This is a genomic window from Kitasatospora sp. NPDC006697 (assembly GCF_042869935.1).
Classification (GTDB): Bacteria; Actinomycetota; Actinomycetes; order Streptomycetales; family Streptomycetaceae; genus Kitasatospora.
This window is the reverse complement of sequence record NZ_JBIAGU010000020.1, coordinates 100,782-126,314: the sequence shown is the minus strand read 5'-3', so window position 1 is coordinate 126,314 and position 25,533 is coordinate 100,782. Positions and strand designations below refer to the sequence as shown.

Annotated in this window: 19 protein-coding genes; 10 read left to right on the top strand and 9 right to left on the bottom strand. The window is 75.9% G+C overall.

The features are described from left to right. Positions 1–66: 66 nt before the first annotated feature. The gene (locus ACFYNO_RS26120) at positions 67–372 is read left to right on the top strand and encodes a hypothetical protein (protein WP_388017193.1); all 306 of its coding nucleotides are present in this window, start codon (positions 67–69) and stop codon (positions 370–372) included. Between the two features lie 45 nt (positions 373–417). On the opposite strand, the gene ACFYNO_RS26115 is transcribed toward ACFYNO_RS26120, so the two are convergent. From ACFYNO_RS26115 to ACFYNO_RS26100, 4 genes are all read right to left on the bottom strand, one after another. Next, the gene (locus ACFYNO_RS26115) at positions 418–3,366 is read right to left on the bottom strand and encodes a condensation domain-containing protein (protein WP_388017190.1); all 2,949 of its coding nucleotides are present in this window, start codon (positions 3,364–3,366) and stop codon (positions 418–420) included. Positions 3,367–3,408: 42 nt separating this feature from the next. Then, entirely contained in the window at positions 3,409–4,947 is a 1,539-nt protein-coding gene (locus ACFYNO_RS26110) for an amino acid adenylation domain-containing protein (RefSeq protein ID WP_388017187.1), read from the bottom strand. A gap of 28 nt (positions 4,948–4,975) precedes the next feature. Beyond that, entirely contained in the window at positions 4,976–6,793 is a 1,818-nt protein-coding gene (locus ACFYNO_RS26105) for an asparagine synthetase B family protein (RefSeq protein WP_388017184.1), read from the bottom strand. 106 nt (positions 6,794–6,899) lie between these two features. Continuing rightward, positions 6,900–7,601 carry an HAD family hydrolase gene (locus ACFYNO_RS26100; protein ID WP_388017181.1) on the bottom strand — a complete coding sequence of 234 codons (702 nt, stop codon included), beginning with the start codon at positions 7,599–7,601 and terminating at the stop codon, positions 6,900–6,902. Positions 7,602–7,821: 220 nt separating this feature from the next. On the opposite strand from ACFYNO_RS26100, the gene ACFYNO_RS26095 reads away from it, so the two are divergent. Genes ACFYNO_RS26095 through ACFYNO_RS26080 form a run of 4 tightly spaced genes read left to right on the top strand, consistent with a single transcriptional unit; the run spans position 7,822 to position 13,390 of the window. Next, entirely contained in the window at positions 7,822–8,973 is a 1,152-nt protein-coding gene (locus ACFYNO_RS26095) for a phosphotransferase (protein WP_388017178.1), read from the top strand. Continuing rightward, positions 8,963–10,285 (top strand): aspartate aminotransferase family protein, encoded by a 1,323-nt coding sequence (locus ACFYNO_RS26090; RefSeq protein ID WP_388017175.1) that lies wholly within the window; start codon positions 8,963–8,965, stop codon positions 10,283–10,285. The genes ACFYNO_RS26095 and ACFYNO_RS26090 overlap by 11 nt, the downstream gene beginning before the upstream one ends. After that, positions 10,285–12,054 carry a transketolase gene (locus ACFYNO_RS26085; RefSeq protein WP_388017172.1) on the top strand — a complete coding sequence of 590 codons (1,770 nt, stop codon included), beginning with the start codon at positions 10,285–10,287 and terminating at the stop codon, positions 12,052–12,054. Before ACFYNO_RS26090 ends, ACFYNO_RS26085 begins: the two co-directional genes overlap by 1 nt. Beyond that, on the top strand, positions 12,035–13,390 hold the full coding sequence (locus ACFYNO_RS26080; RefSeq protein ID WP_388017169.1) for a glycosyltransferase: 1,356 nt from the start codon (positions 12,035–12,037) through the stop codon (positions 13,388–13,390). The genes ACFYNO_RS26085 and ACFYNO_RS26080 overlap by 20 nt, the downstream gene beginning before the upstream one ends. Here ACFYNO_RS26080 and ACFYNO_RS26075 read toward each other — a convergent pair. After that, the gene (locus ACFYNO_RS26075; protein ID WP_388017166.1) at positions 13,366–15,012 is read right to left on the bottom strand and encodes an alpha-amylase family glycosyl hydrolase; all 1,647 of its coding nucleotides are present in this window, start codon (positions 15,010–15,012) and stop codon (positions 13,366–13,368) included. The two genes, ACFYNO_RS26080 and ACFYNO_RS26075, sit on opposite strands and share 25 nt — an antisense overlap. Before the next feature lie 210 nt (positions 15,013–15,222). Here ACFYNO_RS26075 and ACFYNO_RS26070 point away from each other — a divergent pair, with 210 nt between their 5' ends. Genes ACFYNO_RS26070 through ACFYNO_RS26060 form a run of 3 tightly spaced genes read left to right on the top strand, consistent with a single transcriptional unit; the run spans position 15,223 to position 17,853 of the window. Beyond that, complete coding sequence (locus ACFYNO_RS26070) at positions 15,223–16,071, top strand: SDR family NAD(P)-dependent oxidoreductase (RefSeq protein ID WP_388017163.1); 849 nt, start codon at positions 15,223–15,225, stop codon at positions 16,069–16,071. Then, positions 16,068–16,649, top strand: coding sequence for a DUF1349 domain-containing protein (locus tag ACFYNO_RS26065; protein ID WP_388017161.1), 582 nt, complete (start codon positions 16,068–16,070; stop codon positions 16,647–16,649). Before ACFYNO_RS26070 ends, ACFYNO_RS26065 begins: the two co-directional genes overlap by 4 nt. Continuing rightward, positions 16,636–17,853 (top strand): hypothetical protein, encoded by a 1,218-nt coding sequence (locus tag ACFYNO_RS26060; RefSeq protein ID WP_388017158.1) that lies wholly within the window; start codon positions 16,636–16,638, stop codon positions 17,851–17,853. The genes ACFYNO_RS26065 and ACFYNO_RS26060 overlap by 14 nt, the downstream gene beginning before the upstream one ends. A 3-nt stretch (positions 17,854–17,856) precedes the next feature. Here the strand turns inward: ACFYNO_RS26060 and ACFYNO_RS26055 are convergent, their stop codons facing one another. Together ACFYNO_RS26055 and ACFYNO_RS26050 are read right to left on the bottom strand one after the other, a co-directional pair. Continuing rightward, complete coding sequence (locus ACFYNO_RS26055) at positions 17,857–18,885, bottom strand: Gfo/Idh/MocA family protein (RefSeq protein ID WP_388017156.1); 1,029 nt, start codon at positions 18,883–18,885, stop codon at positions 17,857–17,859. Next, complete coding sequence (locus ACFYNO_RS26050; RefSeq protein ID WP_388017154.1) at positions 18,882–19,829, bottom strand: aldo/keto reductase; 948 nt, start codon at positions 19,827–19,829, stop codon at positions 18,882–18,884. Before ACFYNO_RS26050 ends, ACFYNO_RS26055 begins: the two co-directional genes overlap by 4 nt. A gap of 212 nt (positions 19,830–20,041) precedes the next feature. Here ACFYNO_RS26050 and ACFYNO_RS26045 point away from each other — a divergent pair, with 212 nt between their 5' ends. Beyond that, the gene (locus ACFYNO_RS26045; protein WP_388017151.1) at positions 20,042–20,854 is read left to right on the top strand and encodes an endonuclease/exonuclease/phosphatase family protein; all 813 of its coding nucleotides are present in this window, start codon (positions 20,042–20,044) and stop codon (positions 20,852–20,854) included. 15 nt (positions 20,855–20,869) lie between these two features. Here the strand turns inward: ACFYNO_RS26045 and ACFYNO_RS26040 are convergent, their stop codons facing one another. Next, positions 20,870–23,737 carry a LuxR C-terminal-related transcriptional regulator gene (locus ACFYNO_RS26040; RefSeq protein ID WP_388017148.1) on the bottom strand — a complete coding sequence of 956 codons (2,868 nt, stop codon included), beginning with the start codon at positions 23,735–23,737 and terminating at the stop codon, positions 20,870–20,872. Positions 23,738–24,387: 650 nt separating this feature from the next. On the opposite strand from ACFYNO_RS26040, the gene ACFYNO_RS26035 reads away from it, so the two are divergent. After that, positions 24,388–25,290 (top strand): hypothetical protein, encoded by a 903-nt coding sequence (locus ACFYNO_RS26035; RefSeq protein ID WP_388017145.1) that lies wholly within the window; start codon positions 24,388–24,390, stop codon positions 25,288–25,290. Here ACFYNO_RS26035 and ACFYNO_RS26030 read toward each other — a convergent pair. Then, positions 25,209–25,532: a plasmid stabilization protein gene (locus ACFYNO_RS26030; protein WP_388017142.1), complete on the bottom strand. Its 324-nt coding sequence runs from the start codon at positions 25,530–25,532 to the stop codon at positions 25,209–25,211. The two genes, ACFYNO_RS26035 and ACFYNO_RS26030, sit on opposite strands and share 82 nt — an antisense overlap. Position 25,533: the final 1 nt, after the last annotated feature.

Below are 25,533 nucleotides of genomic sequence, written 5' to 3'. Positions count from 1 at the left end.
CTGGAGACTGTCATACTTCCCGGCGAACGCGCCTGTGCGACCCCTGTGTGACCTCCGGAGGAATCCATGACCGTACGTCAGGCCGCGACCCTCGCCGCCGCCACGCTGCTCGCCACCGTCACCCTCGCGGGCGTTGCGGCTGCCCAACCAGCCGCCCCTGCGGCCTCGTTGACCCTGTCGGCCGCGCAGAGCCCGGCAGCCCGGCTGGTCAGCTTCACCGGCAGTGGGCCGACCCAGGCCGCGGCCGTCTCGGACGCCGCCGCCCACGCCGGGGATCTGGGGTGCTCCCCGATCCCGAGCAGTGCCCAGTCGGGGCAGAACGGCGACGGCAGCTGGTGGGCCCGGATGAACGCCTGGTGCGGGATCCTGTAGGCGCCGCCCTGGGGTGGTCTCCACGGGCGGCGCCAGGCGTGGAGATCACCAACCCGACCGGGCGGGCAGCACCGGCTGCCGCAGGTTGTCGGCGAAGTCGGCCAGCAGGGTGCCCAGGTCGTCGGCGAGGGTGCGGGCCTCGGCGCGGCTGAGGAGCCGGCCGCGGTGGGCGAGGGTGATGGTGAGGTCGCCGTCCTGTTCGGTGAGGGTGACGGTGAGGCCGAACTGCTTGTCGTGGGAGGCCAGCGCGTCGCTGTAGAGGGGGGTGAGCTCGGCACCGGCGAGGCGGGCCCGGCGGTTGGTGCGGGAGTTCATGTTGAGGATGATGTCGGCATAGGGCGTGCGGGGCAGGCGCCGCGGCGGGTCCAGGTGGGCGAGTACCCGGTCGTACGGGGCGCGGCAGTGCTCGAAGGCGTCGAGCGAGGTGGACCGCATCCGGTGGAGCACGTCCGCCACCACGGCGTCGGGGGCGATCGTGGAGCGCAGGATCACGGTGTTGAGGCACGGGCCGAGGACGTCGGCCAGGGGGCCCCGGCCGCGGCCGCGGTTGGCGACGGGGACTTCGAAGGTGAGGTCGTGGCTGCCGCTCCACCGGTGCAGGGCCACGGCCAGGGCCGTCGCCGCGATGATGAACCAAGAGACCCCGTACTCCGCCTGGACCGGCTGGAGCCGGCCGAGCAGGCCGCGGCCCGCCCGGACGGTGACGGCTCCCTCCTCCTCCGGCGTGGCCGTGGTGCTGACGTCCAGATAGACCGGGGCGCCGGCGAGGGTGTCGGCCCAGTAGCGCAGGTCCTCCGCCCACCGCCCGTCGGCCTGCTCCGCCTGCTCGGCGGCGGTGAAGTCCCGGTACTGCACGGCGGCGGGCGCGGCGGTGGTGCCCGCGCGGACGGCCGCGTGGCAGCGCTCCAGCTCGGCCAGCAGCACCGGGACGGACTCGCCGTCGATGGCCAGGTGGTGCACGCAGACCAGCAGCGCCTGGCGTCCCCCGCCGAGCTCGGCCAGCGCCACCCGCAGCAGCCGGCCGGACTCCGGGGCGAACCGGCGCAGTGCGGCCGCGCTCAGCCAGGCGTCCAGGCCGGCGTCGGGGTCGGCGGCACCGCGCAGGTCGAGCTCCTCGACCACCGGCCGCCAGGGCTCGGCGATCTGCTGCACCAGGGCGCCGTCGCGCCACCGGAACCGGGTGCGCAGGATCTCCTGGCTCGCCACCAGCATCGCCAGGGCTTCGGCCAGCGAGCCTGCGTCCAGGCCCCCGGGCGTCGTCCAGCCGAGGCAGACGTTGGGCCGGGCGGAGTCGTCGTCCTGCTCGATCAGCCAGATCCGCTGCTGGAAGGCGCCGGCGGGCAGCTCGTCGCCGTACTCCGGCACGGTGGCGGTAACGGGGCCGGTGGCGGCTGCCGGGGCCGGCGGCGTGCGGTAGCCGAGGACGTGGCGGACGAAGTCCTGGAGCCGGGGGTACGAGAACAGGTCGCGGACCGGGATGTCGAGGCCGAAGCGCTCACCGGCGAGGGTGGTGAGGGTCTCGGCGAGCAGCGAGTGCCCGCCCAGCTCGAAGAAGGAGTCCCGGGCGGTGATCCCGTCGATGCCCAGCACCTCCTCCCAGACGGCGGCCATCGCGGCCGTCTCCTCCGGGTGGTCGACCGGGTGCTGCTGCGGTTCGGGCGCCGGCGGTGCGCTGTCCGGGCCGGCCGACTGCTTGAGCACCGGGGCGATCGGGCTCTGCGGCGCGGCGGCCAGCGACTTGAGGACGGCCAGGTAGTCCTCGGCCAGCTCGGCCACCGAGGTCGGGCCGACGGCGCCGGCGGGGTCCTTCCACAGCACGTGCGTGCCGCCGCTGTCCTCCCGGACCATCACCGCCAGCCGGTAGTTGGCCGTGCTCTCCATGTCGAGCAGGCTCAGCACGCACCGCGCGCCGCCCCAGCGAAGCGCCAGGTTCTGCACGTCCACCTCCTGGTGCCGGCCGGCGTGCCAGTACTGGAAGAGGGACTGGTGGGTGCGGGCCCGGGCCTGCGGACCGGTGAAGCCCCCGGCGCGCATGATCGCGGCCAGCGGCAGCTCGCCGTGGCGCAGCCGCTCCTTGACGGCCGACCGCAGCGCGGCCACCAGGTCGGTGTAGAGGTCGGTGTCGCGCAGCCGCAGCCGGACCGGCAGCGGGTTGACGAAGTACCCGATCTCCTCGCGCACCTGCGGGTCGGTGCGGCCGTGGAACGGGATGGAGACCATCAGGTCCTCGGTGCCGCTGTGGCGGCGCAGCAGCACGAAGTAGGCGGCGAGCAGGACGGTGAAGTAGGAGCAGCCCAACTCCTCGGCGCGCGACCGGAGTCCGTCCGCGAGGTCGGAGGGCACGTCGGCGCTGAGCATGGTGTACCGGGGCTGGGCGTCCTGGTTCGCGGGCAGCGCCGGCTCGGGGACAGTCTCGCCCAACGCGCCCTTCCAGTAAGCCCGCAGGGCGTCCCCGGCCGCCGTGTCGGCGAGCTCGCGGGAGCGGTGCGCGAACGCCGTCAGCGCCTCCGGGCGCTGGGCCGGGCGCGGCTGCTCCCCGTCGTAGGCGCGGCGGAAGGCGTCCAGCATCAGCAGCACGGAGGCCCCGTCGAAGACCAGGTGGTGGACCGCGAAGAGCAGCAGCGTGTAGTCCGGTCCGCGCAGCAGGTGCACCCGGGCCAGCGGTCCGGCGCCCAGGTCGAACGGGACCTGCCAGGTCTCGCGCACCGCCTGCGCGGGCTCGGCGGTCACGGTCCGCTCCACCACCGGGATCTCGGGCGCCTGCTCCCAGCTCAGCACGGGCCGGCCGGCGGTGCGCACCACCCGGGCCCGCAGCTGCGGGTAGGCCTCGCCCACCGCGGCCACGGCCTGCCGCAGCCGGGCCGGGTCCAGCTCGCCCGCGACCAGGAAGGGCAGCGGGATGATGTGGGTGAGCTGCTCGGGTTCGAGTTCCCAGGCGAGCCACATCGCCTCCTGCCCGACGGACAGCGGTATGCCCTGCTGTGGTGTGCCCATGCCCTGGTCTCCTTCGGTGGTCGGATGCACGTCGGCCTCGCGTCAGATCCGCGGCCCGCGGCCGGTGGCGGCCGCCGCGCCCAGCTCGGCCAGCGCCCGGCGGTCGGTCTTGCCCGAGAGGCTCAGCGGGAGCTCGGGCAGCCGGACGAAGCGGGCCGGCACCATGTGGGACGGCAGCAGCCGGCGGGCCCCGGCGGCCAGTTCGGCGGCGGGAAGCTCGGTGTCGGCGGTGTAGTAGGCGGTCAGCACGTCGCCGGCCCGGCCGTGGACCCGGACCACGGCCAGGGCGAGCACCCGGTCCAGCTGCCGCAGGGCCGTCTCGACCTCGCCCAGCTCGATCCGGAAGCCGTTGATCTTGACCTGGTCGTCGGCCCGGCCCGCGTAGCAGTACACCTCCGGACCCGTCCGGGTCGCCAGGTCGCCGCTGCGGTAGAACCGCCGGGCCGGCCCGCCGGGCAGGGGGAGCGGGCGGAACCGCTCCCCGGTCAGCTCGGGCAGGTTGAGGTAGCCGGCCGCGACGCCCGCGCCGGCCACCCAGATCTCGCCGGTCTCACCGTGGGCCACCGGCACCTGCTGCTCGTCCAGCACCTGGACCTCCCAACCGCGCAGCGGCTGGCCGAGTTCGGTGGCGAACGTCCCGCCCGGCCCGTCGCCGTCGAGCTCGGCGTCGGTGATCAGGCGGGTGCTGACGAAGACGGTGGTCTCCGTGATGCCGTAGGTGTTGACGAACTCGCAGGGCCCGGGCACCGATTCGCGCCAGGAGCGGAGGTCGGCGACGTCGATGGACTCGCCGCCGAAGACGATCCGCCGCACACCGGTGGGCGGCTGCGCCGAGCGCCTGACCGCGGCGGTCAGGTAGCGGAACACCGAGGGCACGATGCTCAGCACGGTGACCCCTTCGCGCACCAGCAGCTCGGCCGTCGCCCGCGGCGAGAGCGCGGTGTCGGTGGAGACCAGCACCAGCGTCGCGCCGGTGGCCAGCGCCCCCCACATCTCCCAGACGGAGAAGTCGAAGCAGTAGGAGTGGAAGAGCGTCCACACGTCGTTCCGGTCGAAGTCGAAGCGCTCGCAGACCGCCCCGACCATCGCCGCCACGCTGCGCCGCCGCACCTCCACGCCCTTGGGCCGGCCGGTGGAGCCGGAGGTGTAGATCACGTAGGCGGGCACCTCCGGGTCGGCCGGGGCCGGCTCCCAAGCACCCTGCGGCGCCGACCAGTCGAGCCGGTCCACCCGCACGGCGGCGAGGCCTGACAGCCCGTCGGGCAGCTCCCGGTCGGAGAGGAGGAGCGCCAGGCCGCTGTCCTGCGCCATGGTCCGCAGCCGCTCCACCGGGTAGGCCGGGTCGAGCGGTACGTAGGTGTGGCCGGCGGCGGTGACCGCGAGGACGGCCGCCACCAGGTCCACCGTGCGCCCGAGGTGCAGCCCGATCCGCACCGGCCCCTGCGGGCACCGCTCGCGGATCCGCGAGACCAGCAGGCCCACCCGGTCCGAGAGTTGCGCGTAGCTCAGGCTCTGCCGCCCGTCGCGCACCGCCGTCCGGCCGCCGTGCGCGGCCGCCTGGTCGCTGAACAGGTGATACACCGTCGTCCCTTCCGTTCCCTCGGCGCGGTCAGACGCTGACGCGCACGCGCAGTCGGCGCAGCCAGGCGTCCAGTTGCAGGACCATCTCCACGTTCGCCCGGCCGTACCAGCCGCCCCGGTCGAGCAGCGCCGGATCGGCCGCCACCTGCCGCAGGCCGGCCAGGTCGACCAGCGGGCGCACCGGCGCCGCCGAGTCGTCCAGCAGCGCGCGGATCCGGCCGGTGAGCGCCGACTTGTAGCTGTCGGCGTAGGTGATCGGGTAGGGCACCTTGGGCCGGCTGAGCACCGATTCCGGCACCAGCCCCTTGGCGTTGGCCCGCAGCAGGCTCTTGCCGTGCCCGTCGAACCACTTCATCGCCACCGGCACGTTGTAGAGGAAGCTCACCAGCCGGTGGTCGAGGAACGGGAACCGCACCTGGAGGCCGGCCGCCGCGGCCAGCCGCTCCGAGTGGTGGACGGCGTGCTCCAGCAGCCAGTGGATGGTGAGGTGGTCGGCCTGCCGGCCCAGCCGGTCCACCCGCGAGTCCCCGGGCAGCGTCGGCACCTCGGCGCGGGCCTGCCGGAACAGCCGGTCGCCGTAGCCGTCCAGGTCCACGCCGCGCAGCAGCTCCCGGTCGAACAGGGCGGTGCCCATGCCGTGGTCCTGGCCCCAGCTGCGGGCCCGCTCGATCCACGGGAAGGTGGTGAACTCGTGCCCCTCGTCGACCTTGCCGCCGAGGCTGCCGAAGACGGTGTCGGCCGCCTCGCCGCTGAGCACCACGGGCACCTGCCCGGCCACCTGGCGACTGAACAGGAACGGCGTGATGTTCTTGTCCCCGAACGGGGAGGGGTAGTCCTTGGCCGCCAGCACCGCGGCCAGCGTCACCGGATCGGACAGCTGCTCCGGCCGGACGGTGACCTCCTGGTGCGCAGACTGCCAGAACCGCGCCACCTCCTGGGCGTACGGCCGGTCGAGCAGGGCCGCCGCGGTGTCGCCGAAGGCGACGGTGAAGGCGCGCGGCGGCGCCCCGGCGGCGGTCGCGGCCAGGCCGGTCAGCACGCTGGAGTCCAGCCCGCCGGAGAGCAGCACGGCCGGCTCGACGCCGCGCAGTTCGTCGGCCACCACCTGGTCGAGCAGCTCGCGCACCCGCCGGACCGTCTGCTCCAGGTCGAGCTCGTGCGGCCGGGCCTCCAGCGCCCAGTAGCGCCGCACGCGCTCGCCGTCCGGGCCGAGCCGGACGGTGTGGCCCGGCGGCACCTCGCGCACGCCGCGCAGCGCCGAGTGCCCGGGGCGGCGCAGCTGGCTGAGCAGCGCGCAGAGCCCGTCGGCGTCGATCTCGGGCGTCACCAGGGGGTGCGCGGCGAGCGCGGCCAGGTCCGAGGAGAAGACCGCACCGTGCTCGGTGGGCGCGTAGCTCAGCGGCTTGAGGCCGAAACGGTCGCGGGCGAGCAGCAGTTCGCCGGTGCGCTGGTCCCAGACGGCGAAGGCGAAGGAGCCGGCCAGCCGCTCCGGGCAGGCCGCGCCCCAGCGCAGGTAGGCGTGCAGCACCAGCTCGGCGGCGGACGGGCCGTCGGGGCCGGCCGGCCGCCCGGGGGCGAGGGCCGACCAGAGGGCGTCGGGGTCGTGCAGGTAGCCGTCGCAGACCGCGACCGCGAGCAGGGTGCCGTCCGGCGCCCGGCTCTCGGCGGGCCGGGCGCTGCCCCGCCAGGCGGCGTCGGTGCGCTGGGCCAGCATCGCGTGCGGGCCGTGCCAGCTCCCGTCGCCCCGCCGGCCGCGCACCGCCAGGTCGGCGGTGAGCCGACCGGCGATCAGGTCCGCGTCCCGCAGATCACGAACGGCGTCCACCCAACCGGTGATTCCGGACATCCCCACCTCCCCTTCGAGGGCTGATCGACTTCTGACACCAGGTCACCAGGCCACCAGGTCACCCGGTCGCTCGACGGAGCCTCACACCGGCGGCCCGGCGCGCACATCACCCGGTCGAGCAGGGCAGCCGCAGCAGCCCGGCCGGCAGCTCCGACAGGCCGGGCAGCACCAGGTCCGCGGCGGAGTAGTCGAGCGAGCGGGTGACCGGGGTGGGCACCGCGAGCACCCGCAGCCCGGCCGCCCGGGCGGCGCTGACGCCGGTCAGCGAGTCCTCCACCGCCACGCAGCGCCCGGCCGGCAGGCCGAGCCGCCCGACCGCCGCCAGGTAGGCATCGGGCGCGGGCTTGCGGCGCTCGACGTCCTCGGCGGTGACGACGGCCTCGAACCGGTCCCGCAGGCCGTGGTGTTCCAGGCAGCCCACCACCCAGCCCCGGGGGGCCGCCGAGGCGACGGCCAGCCGCACCCCGTCCGCCCGCAGGCGGTCCAGCACCTCGCGGACCCCGGGCAGCAGCGCCACCGTGGCGGGGGTGAGGGCGAGGTCCCAGAGCTCGGAGAGCCGTCCGAACATCCGCTCGGCCGCGTCGGCGGGCAGGCCCTGGCGCTCGGCGAGCGCGGCGAACAGCCCGGGATAGCCGTCGGTGTTCCCGCACACCTCCACCGCCCAGCGGTCGGCGGCCAGTTCGGCGCCGTGCTCCCGGAAGACCCGCGAACACGCCTCGAAATCGGGGGTGATGGAGTCGACGATGATTCCGTCGTGGTCGAACACCACCGCTTCGACGCGCTCGTCCGCGGCGTTCTCGTCACGCATGCCCGGGTCCCTCCGGATGGCCTGGCGGGACCGGCCGCACCGGCGCGGCGGTCTCCGTCTCGCAGCCACCCACGATCGCCGGGCGGCGGGCCGGCCCACATCCCGCAGCCGAGCGGGGTGGCGCGGGCAGCGGCCGCTACCCGATCGGGTGATGTGGCGGCCCGGGCCGCGGACCAGCATCTCAGGGCAGGCAACCGACCGGGCGAGGGTGGTGGTGGACATGACGGAGCGCCAACTCCCGGCAGCCGTGGCCCGGGTGGGCTCGGCCGCATGGGTGGGCGAGGCGCTCGCCGCGCACTGGGCGGTGCCCCCGGAGCAGGCCCGCCCGGTGCCGTTCGCCAACGGCACCGGGGCCCCGCTCAGCCACACCGCCGGTCTCTGGCGGATCGTGCACCAGGGGCGCGACCACGTCTTCAAGGTCCAGCTCACCGCCGAGGCCGCCAGGGCGCCCCGCTTCCACGAGCTCAAGCAGCAGGTGCTCGCGCACTGCCTGCGTGCGGGCGTTCCGGTGCCGCTCGCGGTGCCCACCGTCACCGGCGCCGCCGCGGCCCGGCAGGACGGGCACCCGTGCGAGCTCCTGCCGCTCGCCCCCGGCGCGGCCACCGCCCGCCCCAGCGCCGCGCAGGCCCGCGCCGTGACCACGGCCGGACTGCGGCTGCGGGCCGTGCTGGACGGCCTCCCGGCCGAGCTGGCCGAGGAGTTGGCACCGTTGCCGGTGCCCGCCCTGGTGGCGGAGCCGGACTGGCGGCGGGCCCTCGCCGACGGGGTGGACCGACTGCTCCCACTGGCCCGCTCCCGGGACGACCCGTGGGGGAGGCTCGCCGGCTCCGCGCTGGCGGGGCTCGCCGCGGCCCGGCCCTGGCTGCCGGCCGCCGCCGAGCCACCCGGGACCGCCCGCCGGCGGTCCCGGGTGATCCACGCCGACCTGCACCACCACCACTTCCTGTTCGCCGCCACCGGGCGGCCGGCGGTGACCGCCGTCCTGGACTTCGACAACCTGACCGTGGGCGACCCGCTGCTGGACCTCGCCTGGGTGGCCGAGACGGCCGCCCGGGTCGACGGCGGGGCGGCGCGCCGGGAGAGCGTCGCCGACTTCCTCACCCGGGCCCGGAACGCCGGCCTGCTGGCCCCCGGCGAAGAGCGGCTGCTGATGCCCCGGCTGATCGTCCACGCCGTCCCGGTGGTGGTGGACATCGCCAAGGACATCCTCGAACGCGAGCTGCTGAGCCCGGCCTGGGCCGGCTACCTGGACCTGCTCGACACCCGCCGCCGACTGGCCCTGCACCGGCTGCTCACCAGCGCCGTGCCCGACCCGCACGCGGCCCGCACCCTGCCCGACACCGACCTGCCGAGGACTGACGATGACCGCTGAAGCGCCCACCGCACCCATCTGGCCCGCCGACCTGTCCTCGTACTGCTTCGAGGTGCCCTACTCCGAGGACTCCGTGCTCTTCGAACGGGCCGAGGGCACCACGCTGTTCGACCGCGCCGGACGCGGCTACCTGGACGCGCTCTCCGGCGTCTTCGTGACCTGCTTCGGCTACGACTGCGAGCCGATCCGCGCCGCGATCACCGAGCAGCTCGGCCGGATGGCCTTCAACCCGCCGCTGCACGGCACCAACCCGAACGCGCTGGCGCTGGCCGATGCGCTCACCGAGCTGGCACCGCCCGGGCTGGTCAGCGCCAAGCTGGTCAACGGCGGCTCCGAGGCCGTGGAGGCCGCCCTGCGGCTGGCCCGCTACTACCACCGCGCCACCGGCGACGCCGGCCGCTACAAGGTGCTCAGCTACTACCACGGCTACCACGGCTCGACCTTCGGCTCGCTCTCGGTGACCGGCCGTCCGGACGTCACCCGGTTCGGGCCGGGCCTGGCCGGCACGGTGCACGTGTGGTCGCCCGACGCGGTGCAGGACTTCCTGGGCGTGCCGGCGGACCAGGCCGGCCGGCTCGCGGCCGACCTGGTGGAGCGCACCATCGAGGCGGAGGGGCCCGACTCGATCGCCGCCCTCATCGTCGAGCCGGTGATCCACCTGCGGGGCATGGCGATCGCCCCGGACGGCTACCTGGCCCGGCTGCGGCAGATCTGCGACCGGCACGGCATCCTGCTGGTCTTCGACGAGATCGTCACCGGCTTCGGCCGCACCGGCAGCCCGTTCGCCGCGCAGACCTTCGGCGTCACGCCCGACCTGATGTGCGTCGGCAAGGGCATCTCCGGCGGCTACGCGCCGCTCGCCGCGGTGCTGATCGGCGAGCAGATCAGCGCCGTCCTCGGCGACGGCTCCGGCCCGGTCTCCTTCGCCCCCTCGCACACCTACGCGGCCAACCCGCTGGCCACCGCCGCCGGCCTGGCGGCGGTGCGGCTCTTCACCGAGGGCGACTACCCCAAGCGGATCGCGGCGCTCGCCGAGCGCTTCGAGCCGGCCCTGCGGGAGGCCGTCGGGGCCCGCGGCACCGTGCGCGCCATCGGCCTGCTCTACGGCGTCAAGCTCGCCGACCCCGGCGACGGCTCCGGTGCCACCGTCGGCGAGCGGGTCGCCCGGGCCTGCCTGCACCGGGGCGTGATCCTCCGCGGCCAGGACGACTGGCTGGTGCTGGCCCCCGCCTTCGTCACCACCGAGCAGGACACCGAGACCGTCCGCCGCACCCTCACCGAGGCACTCGACGAGATCTACGGGGCCCGCTGATGGTCCCTCAGCTGGCGGACTTCGAGCGGGGCGCCGCCACCGCCGCGGCGCAGCTGACCGAGGCGGAGCGGGCGGTCGTCGAGCGCGAACTCGCCGTGCTGCGGGAGCTGGGACTGCGCGGCGGGCTGCTGCCGGCCATGCGCCGGGTGGCCGCCGCCGTGCCGGAGCGGCTCTACCGCGACAGCGCCGAGGTGCTGCTGCGGATGCACGAGATCGCCGGCTCCGGCAACCACCAGAGCTGCCTCTCCTCGCTGCCCACCGTGCAGGCCTGCTTCCAGCTGGGCCTGGTACCCGGCGGGGGCGAGCCGGCCCCCGCCGACCTGATCGTCGGCCGCGGCCACATCGCCCCCAGCTTCTACGCCGAGCGCTACGTCCGCGGCGAGCTGCCGTTCCTGCCGCTGGCCACGCTCCACCAGGGCGGCCTGACCGGGGTGGTGCACCGGGACTGGGGGTTCGCCAACACCATGCGGTACAGCCTGGGCGTGGGGCCGGCCCAGGCGGTCAGCCGGGCCTGGGAGCTGAAGCGCCGCGGGGACCGCCGCAAGGTGGTCTGCCTGGCCGGCGACGGCGAACTGCACGAGGGCGTCACCTTCGAGTGCCTGCGGTTCGCCGACGAGGCCGGGCTCGACAACCTCGTGCTGGTGGTGGACGCCAACGACAAGGGCATCGAACCGCTGCTCAAGCCGGTCAACCGGGACTACCTGCGCAGCTACCTGCGCTCAGTGACGGAGGTCGACGGGCGCGACCCCGAGGCCGTCCGGGCCGCGCTGGCCGGGGCGCTGACCGCCCCCGGCCCGACCGCCCTGGTCTGCCGCACCCGCAAGGAGGGCCACAGCTACCGGCGTCCGGCCGGGCCCGCCGGCGCGGCCAGGCCCACCTTCGCCGCCACCGGCGGCCGGCAGCTGGCGGAGCTGCGGGACCGGACCGGGCAGCAGCTGGCGGTCTTCACCGCCGACCTCGCCGGGCGGTTCGGCCTGGCCGGACAGGTGCCCTACCAGAACGTCGGGCTGGCCGAGAGCCTGGGCGTCGGCCTGACCCTCGCCCTGCCCCCGGACCACCTCAAGGTCGTCGCCACCGACGCGATGTACTACATGGACTCGCTCGGCATGCTCACCGAGGCCGCGACCAGCGTGCGCAACCTGCTGGTCCTGGCGGGCCGCAGCTGGGGCGCCTGGGGCGGCGCGGCCAACGCCTTCAACCTGCTCGGCCTGATCGCCGACACCCGGGTCTACGAACCGGTCACTCCGGCCGAGTTCCGGGCCTGCACCGACCGGCTGGCCCGCGAGCCCGACACCGTGCACGTGCTGAGCATGGTCGACGCCCGGTTCGAGGAGCCGCCCGCGGACTGCGCCGCCGACATCGACGACGGGGTCTGGATCCGCCCGCCGGAGGACGGCGAGGAGGAGGCGGCCGTGGTCAGCTTCGGCTACGCCACCACCCTGCTGGCCGCGGCCACCGCCGAGCTGGGCCTGCCGCACCTGCACTGCGCGGCCCTCAACCCGGTGCTGCGGCAGGAGACCGTGGCGCGGCTGGCCCGGTTCCGCCACGTCCTGTCCGTCGAGTACAACGGCGTGCACGGCGGATTCGGCGAGTGGCTGCGCAACCGCTACCTGCTGCCGGTCGCGGTGCACGGCGTGGAGGCCGACATCGACAACTGCGTGCACGAGGTCCAGCTGCGCCGGCACGGCATGGGCCCGGAGCAACTGCGGGAGCTGCTGGTCTCGTTCCGCAACAGCCAGGAGGGGCAGCATGCGGTTGCACGTGCATGACTACAGCGGCGCGGACCTCACCGGCATCCTGGACGGCGCCGTGCTGATGCACCGTCAGATGGCCGAACTGCTGCCGACCCGGGCCGAGGTGGTGCCGCACGACCAGACGGCCGGCCCCGACTGCCTGGCCGGGGTGCGCGAGGGCGAGGTGGTCTACGCCGGGAACGGGCCCTACGCGCACCTCTACCACCTGTGGCGGGAGCAGCGCGGCCTCGACTTCCGGATCGTCAGGGAGGTGCACACCACCTTCTGGTCCGGGTACTGGACCCAGGAGGAGCTGTCCGCCCCGCTCACCCGGCCCGGCGACGCGGTGCTGTTCCCGAGCGAGTTCACCCGTCAGGTCTTCGCCCGCGCGCTCCCCGGTTCCGGGGCCGGCGACACCGCCGTGGTGTACCCGATGCTGGCCCGCACCCCGCACGCCCCGCAGGCGGCGGTCCCGGAGCCGGGCGCGGTGCTGCGGATCGGCTACCTGGGCGCGCTCTCCGAGGCGAAGAACTTCGACCAGGTGCTCCGGGTGTTCCGGCGCTGCCACCGGGAGACCGGCGGCCGGGCCGAACTGGTCTTCGCGGGAAAGCCCAACCACCCCCGCTGGGCGCCCGAGCGGGTCCTGGCGGAGCTGGCGGCCCAGGGCGTCCCGGCCGGCGCGGCGACCTCGCTCGGCCTGCTCAGCCCGGACCGCCTCCCGGAGTTCTTCTCCCGGGTCGACGTCCTGCTCTTCCCGAGCACCGCCTCGCGGGAGAGCCTGGGCCGGGTGGTGATCGAGGCCCTCGCGTACGGGATCCCGGTCCTCGCCGCGGACATCGGGCCCGCCGTCGAGCTGCTGCCCGCCCGCAACCTGGTGCCCACCGTGCTGCGCACCGGTACCGAGTTCGGCATGGACCGGATCGTGCCGCTGGGGGCGGTCGACGAGGACGCGCTGCTGGCCCGGCTGGTGGAGCGCGACTTCGAGCCGGCCCGACTGCCGCAGGACACCGCCCCGTTCGAGGACGAGGCGCTGTGGCAGGTGCTGGCGGGCGGCCTGCCGCCGCAGGCGCGGGCCGTGGCGCCGCACGACCGCGCCACCGTGGCCAGGCTCCGGGTCGGCGAGCGGGCGGACCCCGACCACGCGCGGCTGCTCGCCACCACCGAACAGGTCTTCCTGGAGTACTTCCGCGGCGGCGACCGGGCGCTGCTCGACCGGATCGCCGCCCACCGGGAGACGGCCGGCGAGGGGCCCCGGCTGCGGGGACTGGTCGCCCGTCCGGAGCGCAACCTCGCCGACTACCGGTCGCTGCCGGCGCTGGTGGACGCGCTGGCCGTCCCCGCCCTGGCCTACTCGCTGGCCGACGGCGGCTGAGCCCGCCGGGGGCGCAGCCAGACCGTGGTGTCGGGCGGCACCACGCCGTCCTGGACGGGGGAGCTGGCGAGCAGGATCCGGTGGCCGGGGCCGAGCCGCAGCCCGCCCGGCCCGAAGTTGACCAGGCAGCGCAGGCTCCGGCCGCGCCGGAAGGTCAGCCACGCGCCCGAGTCCGGCCCGGCCACCCGGCACCGGTCCCCGGCGGCGACCGGGTGGGCCCGGCGCAGGCGCAGCGCCGCCCGGTACAGCTCCAGGGTGGAGCCGGGATCGCCCTGCTGGGCCCGGACGGTGAGCGCGGCCCAGTCCTCGGGCTGCGGCAGCCAGCTCTGCTCGGGCGCGGCCGGGCCGAACCCGTAGGGCGCCCGCTGCCCCTCCCAGGGGAGCGGCACCCGGCAGCCGTCGCGCCCCGGGTCGCTGTGCCCCGACATCGGCCAGAGCGGATCCCGCCGCCGGTCCTCGGGCACCGGCGCCTGCGGCAGCCCCAACTCCTCGCCCTGGTAGAGGTAGGCCGCTCCCGGCAGGGCCAGGGTGAGCAGCGCCGCCGCGCGGGCCCGCCGCAGCCCGGTCTCCCCGCCGCCGAACCGGGTGACCGGGCGGACGGCGTCGTGGCTGGAGAGCGCCCAGGCCACCGGGGCGCCCACCGACCGGGCCGCCGCCAGCGACTCCCCGATCACCCGGCGCAGCGCCCGGCCGTCCCAAGGGGTCTCGGTGTAGGGGTGGTTGAAGACCTGGTGCAGTTCGCCCGGGCGCAGGTAGCGGGCCAGCCGGCGCTGGTCGGTCAGGATCACCTCGCCGACCAGCAGCCGCCCGCCCCGGGAGCCGCCGGGGTGCTCCGCCAGCAGGGTCCGCCAGCGCCGGTAGAGCGGGTGCAGCTCCGGGCGGTCGTAGTACGGCAGCAGGTGGTAGCGGTCCGGCTGCTCGTGCTGGCCGGGGCCGGCGTCGGGCAGGCCGGGCGCCTTGAAGAGGGTGTGGGCCACGTCCACCCGGAAGCCGTCGGCGCCCTGGTCCAGCCAGAACCGGATGATCCGCTCGTACTCGGCGGCCACCTCGGGGTTGCGCCAGTTCAGATCGGGCTGGTCGGGGGTGTGCAGGTGGAGGTACCAGGCCGCCGGGCCGGCGGCGCCGCCCGGCACCCGGGTCCAGGCGGGGCCGCCGAACGCGGACCGCCAGTCGTTGGGCGGCGTCAGCCCGTCCGGGCCCCGGCCGGGGCGGAAGACGTAGCGCTCGCGGGCCCGCAGGTCCTGCGGTGCGGCGAGGGCGCGGCGGAACCAGGGGTGCGCGGCCGAGGTGTGATTGGGCACCAGGTCCACCAGGACGCGCAGGCCCAGGGACCGGGCCCGGGCGACCAGCGCGTGCCAGTCGGCCAGGGTGCCCAGCTCCGGGGCGACCGCGGTGTGGTCGCTGATGTCGTAGCCGCCGTCGGCCAGCGGCGAGGGGTAGAAGGGGGTGAGCCAGACCGCGTCCGCGCCGAGCCGCGCGAGGTGGTCCAGGCGGGCGGTGGCGCCGCGCAGATCGCCGGTGCCGTCGCCGTCGCCGTCGGCGAAGGACCTCGGGTAGAGCTCGTAGCAGACCGCGTCGCGCCACCAGTGGTCCTGTTCCCGCCCCTGCTCCTGGGTGGTCAAGGCCGTGTTCCCTCCCCGCCGTCGTCAGTGTCCGCCCGCCCCGCCGATGCTGACGGGGCGCCGGCCCCGGCACATCACCCGGGGACCGCCGCCGCGGCCTACCCGACCGAGTGATGTGCCGACGGCGCCGGGCGGTGAGCCTTGCGGTACGGCGGCCGTCAGGCCCGCTACCGATGCCGCCTTCCACCCCGACTCGGAGGTCGTACGCGTATGAACACCCGACTGGTCGAACCGCCGCAGGCCCTGGACCGGCACGAGGGCAAGGTGGTGCTGGTGGTCGGCGGCGGCCGCGGCATGGGACGCGCCGTGGTGGAGGCGTTCGCGCAGCGCGGCGCCCGGGTCGTCGTCGCCGACGCGGACCGCCTGGGATCGGCCTACAACCACTACCGGTCCACCGAGGTCGGCGGCTTCACCGCGGCCGGCGAGCTGGCCGAACAGCTCTGCGACAGCGGCTTCGACGCCACCGCCGTGGAGGCGGACGCGGCGGACGAGGACTCGGTGCGGGCCCTGCTGGCCACCGTCGGCGAGCGCTACGGCCGGCTGGACACCGTGGTCAACGCCTTCGGCGTCACCCATGTCAGCCCGGTGGAGCGGATGGAGCTGGCCGAGTTCACCAGGGTGGTGGAGGGCAACCTCAACGGGGTGTTCCTGGTCTCCAAGCACGCCCTCGGACTGCTGCGGGCCGACGGCGGCGGATCGATCGTCAACTTCTCCTCGGTCTCCGGCCGCAGCGGCTTCGCCAAGGTGTCGCACTACTGCGCGGCGAAGTTCGCGGTGATCGGCTTCACCGCCTCGCTGGCGCTGGAGGAGGCGCGCAACGGGGTGCGGGTCAACGCCGTCTGCCCGGGCATCGTCCGCACCAACATGTGGAACTACCTGCTGGAGGAGTTCACCCGCCCCGGCGAGACCGAGGAGGAGTGCTGGGAGCGGATGCGGATGATGATCCCGCAGCGCGAGTTCCAGCAGCCGCAGGACATCGCCGAGCTGGTCCTCTACCTCGCCGCCGCCCGCCGGGTGACCGGGCAGGCGGTCGGCGTGGACGGCGGGATGTCCGCGTGACGGCCGCCGCGCCCTTCGAGGGGCCCTGGTCCTGGTCCGAGCCCCGGCCGTCCTGGTCCGCCGGGGCCGACGGCCGGCTGGAGCTGACCGCGCCGGCCGGCTCCGACCTGTACCGGGTGCCCGGCGTACGGGAGATCGACGCGGTGCCCGGGCTCTCCCGCACGCTGGACGGGGACTTCACGCTCTCCGTCCGGGTCGCGGTGGCCGGCACCCGCTTCGCCGACGCGGCCGGCCTGCTGGTGCACACGGCCGGCGGCTGGGCCAAGTGCTGCGTCGAGCGGGCGCCGGACGGCCGCTGGTCGGTGGTCACCGTGGTGTCGCTGCCGGACTCCGACGAGGCGGCCGGGCCCGACCTGGCCGCCCCCGGCACCGAGCTCACCGTGGTGCGCGAGGGCCGCCGGCTGGCCTTCCTGCACCGCGAGGACCCGGCCGCCGACCACCGGTTCCTCCGCACCCTGCCGATCGCCGACGGCCCGCTGCGGGTGTCGCTGTTCGCCCAGGCGCCGTTCTCCGACCGCTGCACGGCCGTCTTCGACGCCCCGCAGCTGAGCCCGGAGCCGCTCCGTGACCGCCGCTGAGCCGGCCACCGAGCAGGACCTGGCCGACCACGTCACCCGGCTGTCGCAGCGGCTCGCCGGGCTCGGCGAGCCGCTGGACGCCGCCGAGGCCGTCGCGGACACCCGCCGCCGGGCCCGCGAACTGGGCCTGGCCCCGGCCGAACTGGAGCCGCAGCTGTGGCGCGGCCTGGCCCAGGCCGGCACCCTGGGACCCGACGAGGTGGCCGAGTACCGGCGCAACCTGCGGGCCCTGCTCCAGCAGAGCGCCGTCGCGGACCCCCGACGGCCCACCCCGGCCGAGCTGTTCACGGCCTTCCAGCGGGCCGGGCGCGAGGTGGCGCAGGTGCTGGCCGCGGCGCTGCCGCCGCGGCCGGACCGCACGGTGGTCTTCCTCGGCACCGACGCGGAGTTCCTCAAGCTCGCCTACGACCTGCTGGCCGGGGATCCGCAGGCCTCCTCGGTCTGCTACCTCAGCCGGCTCTCGCTGCTCAGCGGGGCCGAGCGTGCGGTGCTCTCCCGCACCAGCCGCGCCGTCTTCGGAGCCGAGGAGGTCACCGAGCGCGGCCGGTCGGGGCGGCAGCGGGCCTGGATGGACAACGGGCTGGTCGCCTCGGAACTCGCCCGGCTGGTGGCGCAGGCGCGCGAGGGCGCCCGACAGCCGGGCGCGCCGCCCTTCGACGAGCTCTTCCTCACCCGGTTCGCCGAGGAGCTGGCGCACGGCACGGACCAGCGGCTCCGGCTGCGCGAGGGGCCGCTGACCATGTTCGGCAGCGCGCTGCCGGAGACCGACGCCGTGCTGCGCGAGGGCATCGGCAGCGGCCTGTTCGCCGAGCGCTGCCTGGCGGCGGGCCGCCGGCTGCTCGCCGGACCGGGGAGCGGGCCGCTGCCGCTGACCCTGGTGGACCTCGGCGCGAACGGCACCCAGCCGCTGCTGCTGCTCGGCGCCGCACGGCAGTTGCGGCCGGCGGCCGAGGTCTCGGTCTGCCTGTTCACCCCGCGACCCGACCAGTGGGGGACTCCCGGCGGCCGGTTCCGGCCGGCCCGGGCCACCGCGCTCTTCGCGCTCGGCGTGGAGTCCGTGAAGACCTTCGCCACCGACTACCGGGGCGCTGCCCGGGGCGACGGGCGGACGCTGGTCCGGGTGCCCCCGGACCAGCTGCTGCTCGCCCACCTCAAGCACCTCGCCTTCCACCGCGCCGCGGTGGAGGTCCGGGCCGGGCTCTGAGGCTCAGCCGAGCGGCACGCTCTCGCCGGTCTCCAGGGACCGCCGGACGGCCATCGCCAGCCGGACCGCGAGCACGCCGGCCGCCCGGCCCGGCGAGGGCCGCACACCGTCCCGCAGCGAGGCCACGAAGTGGGCGAGGGCGTTCTCGCTGATCGCCCACCGGGCGGGCAGCCGCCAGCTCTCCCGGGTCGGTTCGGCATCGGCGGCGGTGGCCCAGACCAGCTCGCCGAACATGTGGTCCGGCCCGGTCAGCCGGGCCTGCCCGGACCGGGTGCAGAGCGACAGCGCGGCCGGCGTGGACATCGCCTGAGCGCCCAGCGCGCCGCCGGTCAGCACGGCCGTCGCGCCGGAGGCGAAGGTGATCACGCAGCCCACGCCGTCCTCCAGCGGGTTGCCCAGGTAGCTGCCGCCCGCCGCGCTCACCCGGACCGGTTCGCCCAGCAGGAAGCAGAGGGTGTCGAACAGGTGGCAGGTGTTCTCGTTGACCACGCCGTTGCCGTTGGCCCGGTCCCAGATCCAGCCGGGGGAGTCGTCCCGGGGGAGCACCAGGTCGGCGTTGACCAGCAGCGGCGCACCGAGCGGCCCGTCCAGCAGCTCGCGCAGCCGGGTCACGGCGGGCAGGTGGCGCAGGCAGAAGTCCATCATGATCGGCACCTCGGGGAAGCCGGCGCACAGCGCGTCCATCTCCCGGGCGTGCTCCTCGTCCACGGCGAAGGGCTTCTCCAGGAAGACCGCGATGCCGCGCCCGGCGGCCTCGGCGATCAGCTTCTCCCGGGCCCTCGGCGGGACGGCGATGACGATCGCGTCCAGCGACTCCTCCCGGATCATCCGCAGGCCGTCCCGGTACCCGCGGGCACCGAGCTTCGCCGCGTAGGGTTCGAGGTCGATCCCCTGGCCCTCCGGGTCCAGGTCGGCCACCGCGACCAGCTCGGCGCCGGCCAGGGTGGACAGCACCTTGGCGTGGCACCGGCCGAACCCGAGGCCGACGACGCCCGTGCGCACCACGGTGCGCGGCTCGGACGGCTCGCTCATGCGGTCTTCCTCCGCTGCCATTCCTCGTTCTCCCCTTCGCTCTTCCAGGTGGTCTGCGCGACCTCGGCGAACACCGCGAGGACGGCCGCCAGCAGGTCGGGATCGGGCGCGGTGGCGAGCGCCCGCAGGTTCTGGTCCAGGTGCGCCGCATCGCCGGTGCCGGTCAGCACGGTGGCCAGGTCCTGCTGGGCGAAGGCGAACTGCATCGCCAGGAAGGCCAGGTCGGTGCCGTGGGCGGCGCACAGCCGCGCCGCCCGGCCGGCCGCCGCCTTCAGCTCCGCCGCCGCCGGGTGCCACTTCGGCGCGCCCTTGGCGGTGAGCAGGCCCATCGCGGCGGGGCTGCCCAGCAGGGTCCCGGCGCCGCGCCCGGCCCAGTCCCGCGCGGCCGGTGCCAGGCTCCGGTCGTGCAGCCCGTAGCGGCAGTAGGAGAGCACCGCGTCGAGGGCGCCCGCCTCCACCGCCGCCGTGAGCGCCGGCAGCGACAGGCCCGAGACCCCGACCGCCCGCGCCTTGCCCTCGGCCCGCAGCTCCTCCAGCAGCGGCAGCACCTCGCCGAGCACCAGGTCCGGCTCGCCGAACTCGATGTCGTGGGCCAGCAGGACGTCGACCCGGTCGGTGCCGAGCCGGGTCAGGCTGGCCTCCAGCTCCGACCGGATCCGCCGCGGCGAGAAGTCGAACTCCTCCGGCGCGTAGCTGCCGACCTTGGTGCACACCACGACTTCGTCGCGCCGCCCGCGCAGCGCCCGGCCGACCATCTCCTCGGCCAGCCCGTTCCCGTAGGACGGGGCGGTGTCGATCAGGGTGATGCCCCGGTCCAGCCCGTGCCGCAGGGTCCGCAGGCACTCCTCGGGATCGCGCCGGCCGAATATCCCCATGAACGAGGTCGTCCCCAGGCCCAGCCGGGACACCTCGACCCCGATGTCCCCGAGTCGCCGGTACTCCACGGAAATCCCTCCCACGATCCGCTGGCGTCCTGCAGCCGAAGCAGTGTCAGGTCTGACGCCGCTCAGCGTCGCTGACCCGGCATCGGCCCCACATCACTCGATCGAGCGATGTCCGGGCGGGCGGCGTCCCGGAGAATCCTGTCCGGCGTTGCGGTCGATGTCGGAGATCCCCGACCGGACAGATGAGTGGTGCGACAGTGGTGCATACGGTGATGTTCTGGAACCTGCACGTCGTCGGCTTCGAGCGCAGGGAGGGCGACGACACCCGGTGGCGGCTTCAGCGCGAGCTGATCAGGGAGCGCCGGCCCAGCGTGCTGATGGCGGCCGAGGGGTGGTGCTGGGACCTGGACGACCGGGCGCTGTTCGAGGACGCCAAGCGGAGCCTGGACATGGACGGCGCCCTGTTCGAGGCGAAGACGGGCTGCCACCAGGCGATCTTCTGGCGCCGCGACATCACCGCGCTGGGCACCGAGCGGCAGCCGCCCGAACTGGCCCAGTGGCACGGCTACGGCAGCGCCGTGCTCCGGCTGCCGGGCCGGGCCGGCCCGATCCGCTTCACCGTCACCCACCTGGACCCGTACAGCCCGCTGAGCCGCACGATCGAGTCCGACCGGCTGCGCGGCTTCCTCGGCGCCGACCCGCTGACCCCCACCGTGCTGGCCATGGACGCCAACACCGTGCCGCCCGGCGACCCCGAACCCGACTGGTCGGCGGTGGACCCGCTGCGCTTCGGCAACCACGTGCTGCCCGGCCGCACCACCGCCGACCGCACCCCGCTGGAACGCCTGCTCGGCCCGGAGCACGCCCCCCTGCTGATCGACGCGGCCGCCCGGCACGGCGACCGGCGCCCCACCTTCGGCACTCCCGGCGCCCCGGACCCGGCCCGCCGCATCGACCTCTTCCTGGTCTCCCCGGCCCTGCTGCCCGAGGTCGCCGCCTACCGCGTCGTCACCCACCCCGCCCTGGACCCGCCCACCGGGCCCGCCGCCTCGGACCACCGCCCGGTGGAGCTCGACCTGGCCTGACCGGCGGCGGCCCGGTCAGCCGTCCCGCCGCATCCGGGCCAGCTCCACCCGGGAGCTGATGCCGAGTTTGCGGAAGATCTGCCGCAGGTGGTGGTTGACCGTGTGCGGGGAGAGGAACATCCGCCGGGCCGCCTCGCGGTTGGTCAGCCCGGTGGCGACCAGGTCCGCGACGGTCTGCTCGGTGGTGGTCAGGCTCTCCCAGCCGGTGGCCGGCCGGTCGGCGTACGTCCAGTGCCGGCGGCGCACGCCCAGCTGGCGGAGCACGCTGCGGACCCGGGCGGTGTCCGGCGCGGACCCGGCCTCCTGGTACCCGGCGAGGGCCTCCTGGAGGTGCCTGGCCGCGGCGGCCCGGTCCTCGCGCGGGACCTCCCGGCCGCCGTGGGCGGGCCGGGCCAGCAGCAGGCCCAGGTCCTCCTCGGCCTGCGCCCGGGCCCACGGGTCCCGGTGGCCGGCGGCCGCCCGGCACAGCTGCGGCGCCGCGCCGTGCAGCAGGGCGGCGGCGTGCGCGGCGGCCTCCGCCAGCGCGCCGAGGCCGGGATTGCGCTCGGCAGCCTGCCGGGCGCAGTCGACGACCCGTTCGGCGAGCTCCTGGTCGCGGGCGCTCCGGGCGGCCCGGGCCAGCCAGGCCGGGACGGCGGGGCCGGCCAGCGAGACCACCCGCAGGGTCGCCTCCCGGTCCGGTCCGAGGGCGGCGAGTTCGCGCGGCACGGCCGCCGGCCCGCCGCCCGCCTCGGCGATCCGGAGCAGGGTGAGCAGCCCGGGGCCGACCGCCGCGTCGCAGCCGACCGTCCGGGTCAGCGTGCGCAGCTGCTGGACGTAGCCCGGCAGCCGGTCCTGGTCGCCCAGGCGCAGCGCGACCTCGGCCCGGACCGACAGGGCCAGCAGCACGGCGCCGCCGACCCGGGCGCCCTCGGCGGAGTCCAGGACGGCGTCCGCGTGCGCGCCGGCCTCGTCGAGTGCGCCGCCCGCCAGGGCGAGCAGCGCGCGCGGGGCGAGGACGAGCGGGCTCCAGCCCGGCAGGTCCGCCCGTTCGATCTCCTTGGCGAGCTCGTCGATCACCGCGGCGGCCTCGTCCAGCTCGCGCAACTGCACCAGCATGGTGGCCAGCTGCGGCCGGGCATCCCAGAAGTAGCCCGTCGCCGGGTGCTGGCCCGCCTCCTCCTGCACCGAGCGGAGTTCGGTCAGCGCCTCGATGGCCAGGCCGTCGTGCCAGCGGGCGACGGCCCGCAGCAGTCCGCCGGCCGCGGCGGCCTCCGGCTCCCCGGCGACCCGCAGCGCCTCGGCGCGGTGGTCCGCGTCGGCGAGGTCGCCGGGGCGGTAGGCGCAGCGGGCCCACAGCGCGGCGAGGCCGCTGCCGTGACGGACGCTCAGGCCCGGCCAGGCGGGCGCCGCCCGGTCGGCCACCGCGGCGCTGCCCGGGGAGGGGTCCGCCGTCATCAGGTCGACGGAGGCGAGGGTGTAGCGCAGGTCGGCGACGGCCCCAGGGTCGCACTGGTCGGCCAGCGCCCGCCGGGCCGTGTCGGCCGCGCGGGCCAGCCGCCCCTGGGCGGCCAGGCCGAGGGCGGTGATCACCTGGAGCCGGGAGTGCTCCGGGGTGCCGGCGGCCGGCGCCAGCGCCCCGCTGACCAGGTCGACGGCGCGGTGCGGCGCGACCTTCAGCACCTCGCGGGCGGCCCGGTCGAGGTCCGCGACGGCCCGGGCCTCGCCGACCCGCACCGCGTCGGCGAGCCGCTCGGCCGCCGCCTGGTACTCGCCACCCCCCATCAGCGCCCGGCCGAGGTCGCGCAGCAGCGCGGAGCGCACGGGGAGCGGGATCTCGTCGCGCAGGCACCGCCACACCGGCTCCTGGGCGAACCGCAGGTCGCGGCCCGTGCCCTCCAGGACGCCGGCGGCCACCGCCTCCTGGACCACCGGCAGCAGGTCCAGCGCGCTCAGCCGGAACACCATGGTCAGCTCGCTCAGGCTGAACGACCGGCCGGCCACCGCGGCCACGTCCAGCAGCGACCGGCAGCCCTCCGAGAGTCCGGAGAGCCACTCGAGGACCAGCCGCCGCACCGGTCGCGGCCAGGGCGCCGCCGGGGCCCGGACCGGATCGCGGTCGGTGCCGGGCGTCCCGCTCTCGCGGAGCGCCCGGGCCAGCGCCAGCACCCTGCCCGGCACGCCGCGCGCGGCCGAGCCGAGCGCGAGCAGGCCCGCCGACGGCGGCCGCCCGAGCTCGTCGGCCAGCAGCTGGGCCACGGCCTCCTCGGCCAGCGGCGGCAGGGTGCAGCGCAGCGCGCCGTCGTCGGCCAGCACGGTGAACAGCCGGTCCGCCGGCTGCTCCCCGGCACCGGACCGGCGCGCCAGCAGCAGCGCCGCAGGCAGCCGCCGGGAGGCCAGTTCGCGCAGGGCGGCGACGGTGTCCGGCGCCGCCCACTGGAGGTCGTCCACCACGAGCAGCACCGGCCGCCCCGGCCGGTCGGCCGCCAGCCGGTCGGTGAGCCGGCGCAGCGGGTCACCCGGGCGCGCGACCGGATCGCGCGCCAGCGCGAGTCCGGTGGCGGCGGACAGCCCGAGGGCGGCGGGCAGCGCGGGGTCGCCGGGGTGATCGGCGGTCACCCGGCCGACCCGCAGGCCCCGTTCCCGGGCCGCCGCCATGACGGCGGCGATCAGCGCCGTCTTGCCGCTGCCCGCGCCGCCCTCGAGCAGCGCGCACCGGCCCCGCCCCGCGGCCGCCTCGTCGGCGATCCCGGTGAGCAGGCCGTACTCCGCGCACCGCCCGCGCAGTCTCCGGGGCGCCTCCCGACCGCCCCGGCCGGTCGGCGCTCCGCCCGCCGTGGCCGTGGCGGGCGGGGGAGCCGGGTACGGCTCACTCCACTTGTCCGGTAGGTCCGTTCGGTACACGGCGGGCTCCCGTTCGCTGCGTGGCGCTGGTGTTCGGACGGTCGTGCCGGGGCACGGATGCTGCTGCTCCCACCTCCCTGTGTGTCGGGCACATGACATTTGACGGTTGATCGGGCTCCGTTCCCTTCTGGCATGACGGACACACGGGCCCCGTGAGTTCACTCGGGGCCGAGTAGGCGTGCACGGGGAGTGATTTTCGGACAGACCGTCCGGATGTTCGGTCGGCGCTGGTCATCCCGGGTGTCGATGACGCAGGGTGACGGCGGCGCGGCCGTTCGGGGCGGGGTGGGGCGTGTCCCGACTGGTCCGATAGCGGTGAGTAAAGGTGAGGCCGCGCTCTCTTTTGACGGATTATCAGCCATCAGATGGAACGGACACGGCCCGTCCGGAGGAGGAGAGCACCTGTCCCTGGCGGAGGCCGCGCCGGGACCGGCCGACCCCGGTCGGCGGGTTCGCGTCGGCGCAGGGCGGGGAACGCAGTCGGCAGGGCCGTCGCGACCCGGGGAGGAGTCCGCGGTGACCGAGCTGCCGAGCATTTGGTGCCCGTTCCCGCCCCGGATCCACGCCCGGCTCCCGGCCATCGGGGCGCACACCGCGCCTGGACCGCCGAGTCGGGGCTGACCCCGGAACCCGCCCAGCGGGCGCGGCTGTTGCGGACCGACATCGCCGGGCTCTCCGCCCGGATGTCCCCCGGTGCCACGCTCGACGGCGCGTTCCTCTTCAGCGACTACCTGACGCTGTCCGTCCTCGTCGACGACCTGCACGACCAGGACGTGCGGGCGAGCCGCGGGCTCGCCGCCCGCAACGCGGCCCTGCGAGCCGCCGTCACCGCGACCGGGCCGGTGGACGACCCGGTGGGCGCGGCGCTGCGGGACGTCCAGCGTCGGTTCGCCGAGCCGGCGCCCGCACCGGGGGCCGCCCGGCTGGCTGCCGAGACCGACCGGACCCTGCGCGCCGACGCGGGCGACCACGCGAGCCAACTCGCCGGCGCCGCCCCGGGCGTGGACGAGTACCTGCGGCGCCGGCTGGAGTCGACCTGGATGCGGGGCCTGATCACCATCGCGGCGGCCGTGGACGCCACCGCACCGTTCGCCGCGCTGCTCGACCATCCGGGCATCGCCGCCCTCGCCGCCATGACCTGCCTGATGCCTCCAGGACGAGTTGGCGCACCACGCCGGACTGCACCGCCCGCTCGCCCAGCTCCGCGCGATGATCCGCGGCCCGCTGGACTGGGCGGCCGCCAACCCGCGGTTCTTCACGCCGGAGGAGCAGGACTCCTGGGACCGGCGCCCCACCACCGCCCGCCCGGGCATCGACCCCGGCCCGCCACCGGCCGCCGGGATCGCCCACTGGTGGGACGCAGGGCTCGGCGGGTGGCCGGGCGTCAGCCGACCGGCGGCGCCGCCGCCGCGTACTCCTCCGCCGTCACCGGCCTGAGCCAGGAGGCGCTGTGCCTGCTCGCCTGCCCGGCTCAGTGCCCGAGTGCGCTGGCGAGTTCGCGCTTGTTCATCTTCGAGCGGCCGTGGATGTTGCGCTGCCGGGCCTCGTTGTAGAGCTGGTCGTACGTCGGGCCCTGCGAGCCGCTGTGCGAGCGCTTGCCGCCGCGTTGGCCGGAGGACATGTCCTCCAGCGAGGTCCGGCTGGCGGTCTTCGACTCGCCGTGGCGGGCGCGTTCCTTGTTGACGGTCCGGGCGGCGATCTCCTCGGCCCGGTCCTCGCTCTCGCCGCGTTCGAGGGCGCTCTCCTTGATGTGCTCGTACTGCCGTTCACGCTTGGGGCTGGATCCGCGCGGCATG